This window comes from Sphingobacteriales bacterium, from assembly GCA_012517435.1.
In the GTDB taxonomy this organism is placed as follows: domain Bacteria; phylum Bacteroidota; class Bacteroidia; order CAILMK01; family JAAYUY01; genus JAAYUY01.
Map to the genome: position 1 here is coordinate 1 of JAAYUY010000026.1, position 6,697 is coordinate 6,697.

General features: G+C 43.2%; 6 protein-coding genes. 3 read left to right on the forward strand and 3 right to left on the reverse strand.

The window, feature by feature from the left end:
* The first annotated feature begins 40 nt into the window (after nucleotides 1-40).
* Nucleotides 41-370: a hypothetical protein gene (locus tag GX437_01525; protein NLJ06328.1), complete on the forward strand. Its 330-nt coding sequence runs from the start codon at nucleotides 41-43 to the stop codon at nucleotides 368-370.
* Nucleotides 371-687: 317 nt separating this feature from the next.
* Here the strand turns inward: GX437_01525 and GX437_01530 are convergent, their stop codons facing one another.
* From GX437_01530 to GX437_01540, 3 genes are read right to left on the reverse strand one after another with little or no spacing between them, the layout of a single operon-like run.
* A complete protein-coding gene (locus tag GX437_01530; GenBank protein NLJ06329.1) occupies nucleotides 688-1,866 on the reverse strand; it encodes an acyl-CoA dehydrogenase in 1,179 nt (392 codons plus the stop codon).
* Between the two features lie 48 nt (nucleotides 1,867-1,914).
* A complete protein-coding gene (locus GX437_01535) occupies nucleotides 1,915-3,162 on the reverse strand; it encodes a hypothetical protein (GenBank protein ID NLJ06330.1) in 1,248 nt (415 codons plus the stop codon).
* On the reverse strand, nucleotides 3,159-4,271 hold the full coding sequence (locus GX437_01540; GenBank protein ID NLJ06331.1) for a hypothetical protein: 1,113 nt from the start codon (nucleotides 4,269-4,271) through the stop codon (nucleotides 3,159-3,161). The genes GX437_01535 and GX437_01540 overlap by 4 nt, the downstream gene beginning before the upstream one ends.
* 300 nt (nucleotides 4,272-4,571) lie before the next feature.
* On the opposite strand from GX437_01540, the gene GX437_01545 reads away from it, so the two are divergent.
* Together GX437_01545 and GX437_01550 are read left to right on the forward strand one after the other, a co-directional pair.
* Nucleotides 4,572-6,047: a sodium:solute symporter gene (locus GX437_01545; protein ID NLJ06332.1), complete on the forward strand. Its 1,476-nt coding sequence runs from the start codon at nucleotides 4,572-4,574 to the stop codon at nucleotides 6,045-6,047.
* A gap of 381 nt (nucleotides 6,048-6,428) precedes the next feature.
* Nucleotides 6,429-6,697: hypothetical protein (locus tag GX437_01550; GenBank protein NLJ06333.1), on the forward strand; the 269-nt coding region annotated here is incomplete at its 3' end.

Genomic DNA, 6,697 nt, shown 5'->3' on the forward strand with positions numbered 1-6,697 from the left:
AATTGATTCCGCTTTGATCTCTTTTATTCAGGAAAGAAAAATGAATTTTTTTCAGCAAAGTCTTCTCGTTTATCATTCCGGAATCTATCCCTGCACTTTGTTTAAGGAAAAGAAAAACATGAGGAGGGCACTGGTCAAGCTAAAAGGAAATATGTTTGTCGCAGAAAGTGTTGATCCGCTGAGAATTGTTGATTTTCAACAGGCATTGCTTGAAATTGGCGTTACAGATGCCATTTACCTCGACATGGGAACATGGAGTGAAGGCTGGTACAAGAATAATAACTGCCAATATATCCGGATTGGCGAAAAATTTCAGAACACCCATCTTCAGACGAACTGGCTGATATTCAAGGTATTGCAGGAAAGATAGGTCAGATATGGGTGATGAGTGATGTGTGATGGGTTTTAAGTGATGAATGCAAAATTCCGGATTTAGGATTTCCGTGCTTACTGAAGACTGCCTGATTCCATATTCCGCATTCCGTGTTTTCCGTGCCAACTGAAGACTGCCAATTGCCTGCTTATTGACTGCCTTGTGCCTGATTTCAGTAAAAAAGTATCAAAAAATTCAGCAAATAGGCCGCTAAGTCTTCATTGTCAGTCGGCCAAACAAAACTTCATCTCATTAAAACACCAATCTTATCAATCTGCAATTGGCAGACAGGAGTCAACATGCAGCAGCCGCCATCATTTATAAGCAGCTATCCCCGTAATATCATGCCCTGTGATCAGGTAGTGAATATCATTGGTTCCTTCGTAGGTAAATACCGACTCCAGATTCATGATATGACGCATGATGGGATAGTCGCTGGTAATGCCCATGGCTCCGAGTATGGTACGTGCCTCACGGCAAACTTCCAATGCAATTCTGACATTATTTCTTTTTGCCATTGAAATATGCTGTGCGGTTGCTTTGCCCTCATTTTTCAGGACCCCTAAACGCCAGGCCAGCAACTGAGCCTTGGTAATTTCAGTCAGCATCTCTGCCAGTTTCTTCTGTGTGAGCTGAAAGCTGGCAATAGGTTTTCCAAACTGATGGCGTTCCAGAGAATATTTCAAAGCCACATCATAGCATTCGGCAGCAGCACCGATAACGCCCCAGGCTATTCCATAACGTGCTGAATTAAGGCACATTAAAGGCCCTTTTAATCCCTTCACATTCGGAAAAATGTTTTCTTTCGGAACTTTAACATTATCGAATACCAGCTCTCCTGTAACCGAAGCTCTCAATGACCATTTGTTGTGGGTTTCAGGTGCAGTAAAGCCTTCCATCCCTTTTTCGACTATCAGTCCTCTGACCACACCTTCTTCATCTTTTGCCCAAACCACAGCAATATCGGCAACTGTCGAATTGGTAATCCACATTTTTGCTCCGTTCAGCAATACATAATCCCCTTTATCTTCATAATGGGTTACCATGCTGCCGGGGTCTGAACCATGATTGGGTTCGGTCAGGCCAAAACAACCGAGAATTTCACCGGTAGCCAGCCTGGGCAAATACTTCCGCTTTTGCTCTTCCGAGCCAAAGGTAAAGATGGGATACATCACCAGAGAAGTTTGTACCGAAGCCGTTGAGCGTATGGCTGAGTCACCGCGTTCAAGTTCCTGCATGATAACTCCGTATGCAATGTGGTCGAGGCCGGCTCCTCCGTATTCTTCAGGAATAAAAGGGCCGAAAATACCCTGCTCTCCCATCTGTCTGACCAGATGCATGGGAGCTTCATGTTTCAGTGCACATTCTTCAATGATGGGCATTACTTCCCTGTTCACCCAGTCTCTGACTGAGCTGCGGATTATTTTATGTTCATCTGTTAAGAGTTCATCCACCAGAAAATAATCGGGATAATTAAATTTTCTTACTTCCATAATTCAAAATTTTATGCTTGAGAATGATTTTTATTTGTTCCAATTTATTTAAATTTCAAGGTTCAGGATTTTTTCAGCTCCCCTGCTGTTTTGAATGGCCGCTTTCATTTCCGGAATACCCACCACCTTGCTTTCTTTGGCAAAATGAAGCAAGGCAACCAATACCGCCAGTTTATCTCCATGCGACCTGAAATCGATGTATTTCACCTCTGCGCCAGTCGGAGGGGCTTCGAGGCTGGCATCAATCAGGAGTTTCCCCTGCTTCATATTCTTGATTTTCTTAAGGTTATGTTTTAATCCATCTGCAGAAGTGATAATGACCATATCCGGAATTGTTGTGCCGTGATACAAAATTTCTTCAGGTGAAATAATGATTTCGGCTGTTGAAAAGCCCACCCCTACTGTAACCGGATAACTGCCCTTCAGGGTAACCTGATAACCAGTCTCAATGGCCAGTTTGGCCAGTAAAGAAGCAGCCGACTGAACACCCTCTCCAGCCGATCCACTGATAATCAGGCGAACAGGCTCAGAAAGAGGGCCGGGTTCAATGGCACTTACGGTTTTAAGTTCATCCAGTAAGGAAGCGGCCTTTTCTCTGAAAACAGCAGCAAAAGGCGGCCTTTCGTTGCGCCACACCTGTTCAGTCTTTCCCGATGCCTCAACAACCTCCCTGAGTTTCCGTCCGGGATTGAATTTAACACCATAACCGGTACATACCTCAAAAACTTCGACAATGCTACATCCTTCAATTCTGAATGCTTCCTCCAGTTTTGCAGAATAGTCGCCAATGCCAATGATCCTGCTGGCATAGGAGGCACCGGCTTTATGAACCAGTTCACATATATCATATTGGGCGAAGGTATTGCCATGTGGCGAAGTGGTGGTATTAAAACCTGTTGGCGTCAGTCCGCTGGTTTGTCCGCCTGTCATTCCATACAGAAAATTGTTGTGAATGATAACAGTCATGTCAATGTTCAGTCTGCTGGCTTCGAGTAAATGCTGAAGGCCGATGGTTACGCCACCATCACCAATGAAAACAATGATTTTCTTGTGTTTTTCCTTTTTTCCGAGGGCAATTCCTGCCCCGAGAGCCACCGAACGTCCGTGCAGGCCGTGAACGGTATGAGTGTTCAGCGATGCGTCTATGATTCCATGGCAGCCAATATCCGTAACAATAATGACATCCAATGGACTTAATCCCATGTTCTCCAATGCTTTAGCGGTATGTTTGGCAATCTGGTCGTGTCCGCATCCCTTGCAGAACGGCAGATGTTCTGAATTTAAAAACTTACTCATTTCAATGCTTTTAAAATGTCTTCGGGAGAAATCATTTTGCCGATGGCTCCTACATGGCTGACATGGGAAGGAAGCCTGTCTCCGTAGATTATTCTTGCAAATTGTGCGTTCAGGTTTTCCTCACAAAAAACTACCCTCTTGTATCTGGAAAGAAAATCATAATATAATTTTGGTACAGGCAACAGGGTTTTGGCCACCAGCAAAGACACTTTAATTCCTTCATCGTCAGCCATTTCACAGGCTTCGGTAGCAGCTGCAGCAGTAATTCCATAAGTAACGACAATGGTTTCAGCCTTTTGCTCGTAAAAATAGTCGAAATGTATGAATTCTTCAATGTTTTCTGCACTTTTTTTATCCAGACGTATGGTATTGGCCAGAGCTTCTTCGGTGCTGTGCTGTAAAATACCCGACATATCATGGGTAGAAGCTGTTATCCTGACCTGATGCTTATCGTTACCGGCATGTAAAAAGGGAGGCACCAGATTTTTTTCCGGCTGATAGGGTTTGTAAGGTGCTTCCTTGTTGTATTCCTTTACCTTAACCTTTTTAATATTTTCAAGCTCGCTCAGATTAAAGCTTCTGTGGGTCATCACCATTTCTTTTGAAGTCAGAAGAACGACCGGTGTTCTCAGTCTGACAGCCGTTCTGACTGCCTCAGCTGCAAGTGTCCATGCATCATAAAAGTCTGAAATACAAATAACAGGGATCTGATGTCCTCCCGAAATCATGCCATGAAGCAAGCTGAGATCCCCCTGAGCACCACAGGTAGCCGTTCCGGTGGCTGGTCCAAGCCTCTGTGCCAGTACTATCACCATCGGCAGTTCCATCATAAAAGCCATGTTGACAGATTCTATCATCAGGGCAAAACCGGGAAAAGAAGTGGCAGTTACCGGCAGTCGTCCCGAGGCAGATAAACCGCTCATCCACTGCATGGTTGTGATTTCGTCAGGTGCTGGCATCATGAACGGAAATCGTTTGGAAGCGTAATAATACAGTAAATTGGCAGGGGTTATCGGATAACCAATAAAACTGTCGGCTCCTGCCCTTGCCAAACCCTCAATGATCAGCCTTGAGGCATCCGTTAACACCACTTTTGATTCTATTTCCATATCCTTTTTGGGGTTAAATGGTCTAAACTTAAAATTATGACATGGCAAAAATAGGAATTTTAATGTGTTGCAAATGGAAAATGAAAAAAGTTAGACGAGGGGAAAAAATTTATCCGGAAATTATTGTATGATTTAGTCAGGGATGTTCTGAATCGGGCATAGGTAACTGATTTTGAATTCTTTTTCAATTTTGTTTGCACCTGGTCTGCCAACAGGATTCCTTTCCCTGGCAATTCAGAATTCCCGCTATGGAAATATAAGTATTTTTGCCGGTTCGTCAAATGGTCATAAATTTATCCTATGTCTCCAATACTTATCAGCCTGATCATAGTTTGCTATTTTGCCATTTTGCTGGTAGTTTCAGGGATTACATCCAGAAATGCCGACAATGCCTCATTTTTTATCGGAAACCGTCAATCGAAATGGTACATAGTGGCCATCGGAATGATAGGTGCATCCATTTCGGGAGTAACCTTTATTTCCGTTCCCGGCTGGGTTGGCGCCACCCATTTTTCCTATATGCAGGTTGTTTTTGGCTATTTAATCGGATATCTGGTCATCGGGACAGTACTGATGCCGCTTTATTACAGGCTTAATGTAACTTCCATCTATACTTATCTGGAACAACGTTTTGGGAAATGGGCATATAAAACAGGTGTTGTTTTCTTTCTTTTTTCCAGAACCTTTGGCGCTTCAGCACGTATGTATCTGGTAGCCAATGTGCTGCAAATCACCATCCTCGACAGGTGGCATATTCCGTTTGTGGTTACGGTCATCCTGTCCATCCTCATGATCTGGCTATATACCAACAAAGGAGGCATAAAAACCATCATCTGGACAGATACGCTTCAGGCATTGTTTTTCATCACAGCCGTTGTCCTGACCGTTATCATCATCAGCCAGCAACTCGGTCTGAACCTGAAAGGACTTATTGCCACCATTTACCACAGCGACTATTCCGGAATGTTTTATTTCAACAACTGGCAGGAAAAGCACTTTTTCTGGAAACATTTTGTTGGCGGAGCTTTTATTGCTATTGCCATGACCGGCCTCGACCAGGATATGATGCAGAAAAATCTGAGCTGCCGCAACATCCGTGAAGCTCAGAAAAATATGTTTACTTTTTCATTGCTCTTACTCCCTGTCAATCTTATTTTTCTGTCGCTTGGTGCCCTCCTTTTTATTTTTGCAGAAAAATATCAGATTCCTTTGCCTGAAAAAAGTGATGACCTGTACCCAATGATAGCCACTGGCGGATATTTAAATATCAGTGCAGGTATTTTCTTTATCATCGGAATCATTGCAGCCGCCTATTCCAGTGCCGATTCAGCCCTGACAGCACTTACCACTTCCTTTAGCGTAGATGTGCTTGAAATTCAGAAGCTAAATGATGAAACAAAAAAGACACGCATACGCAGACAGGTTCATTTGGGTATTTCTGCTGTCATGCTGCTGGTTATTCTTGCCTTTCGTGCCATCAACAACACCAGCGTCATTGATGCTATTTTTATTGCTGCAGGCTATACCTACGGCCCATTGCTGGGTATTTTTGCCTTCGGCCTTCTGACACGCAGACAACTGAGAAATAATTTCCTTGTCCCCCTTATTGCATTGCTCTCACCGATCATTTGTTACTTTATCAACCAGCATTCATCCCAATGGTTGGGGGGATATAAATTCGGATATGAACTGCTCATTCTCAATGGATTAATAACTTTCACCGGACTTTTGCTCATCAGCTTCAGGCAGGAAAGAATGGTGATGGGTGATGAGTGACGGGTGATGCGTTTTTTGTGTCTGGTGATGATTGCCGATTGCCTGCTTATTAAACAAATCAACTGGCATACTGTTAAACTTCATCTCAAGGATAGACTGAACTGAATTTCATTTTCGTATTTCCTGACGAGCTGAATTTCCTGAAAATCAGAAGAGAAGATGCCGGATGGGCAAAGCACTCCGTTTTGAGCACATTATGTTGCATCAGCGAAGTTTTTCACCCTGATGAAATAAAAGATGTTTTCCGGCAATGACACACTTACTCCAATTTTCGACACGCTTTTGGGCAAATTAATACACACTTACGAAGTATCTATTGTTTTGGCTTTGGCGACATGATACCTTTGTGCCAGATTTATGAAATTCGTAAAATAAGGAAATATGCATAAAAATTTTGAGGAAGAAATTGTTTATTTTATCAAGGAAGACAATGATAACATCAGTATCAGTGTCAGTGATCTGGCGGGGAGCCAGCTATACAGTTTCGTCAAGGCTCCCGGGAAAAGGCTTGTTGACGGCAATCTGAACAATATTTTCCTTGGAAAAGGCAAGGAACTTAAAAACAAAAAGGTTCATCTGGGAACAGTGATGTCGGGATACGAAGCCGAAAAGCCGGTATATAAAATGCGTGTTTCTCTTTTCCGGAACGG

Coding starts and splice junctions, on each gene's coding strand:
- GX437_01545 (NLJ06332.1), top strand. CDS start 4,572: ATGTCTCCAATACTTATCAGCCTGATCATAGTTTGCTATTTTGCCATT.
- GX437_01530 (NLJ06329.1), bottom strand. CDS start 1,866: ATGGAAGTAAGAAAATTTAATTATCCCGATTATTTTCTGGTGGATGAA.
- GX437_01525 (NLJ06328.1), top strand. CDS start 41: ATGAATTTTTTTCAGCAAAGTCTTCTCGTTTATCATTCCGGAATCTAT.
- GX437_01535 (NLJ06330.1), bottom strand. CDS start 3,162: ATGAGTAAGTTTTTAAATTCAGAACATCTGCCGTTCTGCAAGGGATGC.
- GX437_01540 (NLJ06331.1), bottom strand. CDS start 4,271: ATGGAAATAGAATCAAAAGTGGTGTTAACGGATGCCTCAAGGCTGATC.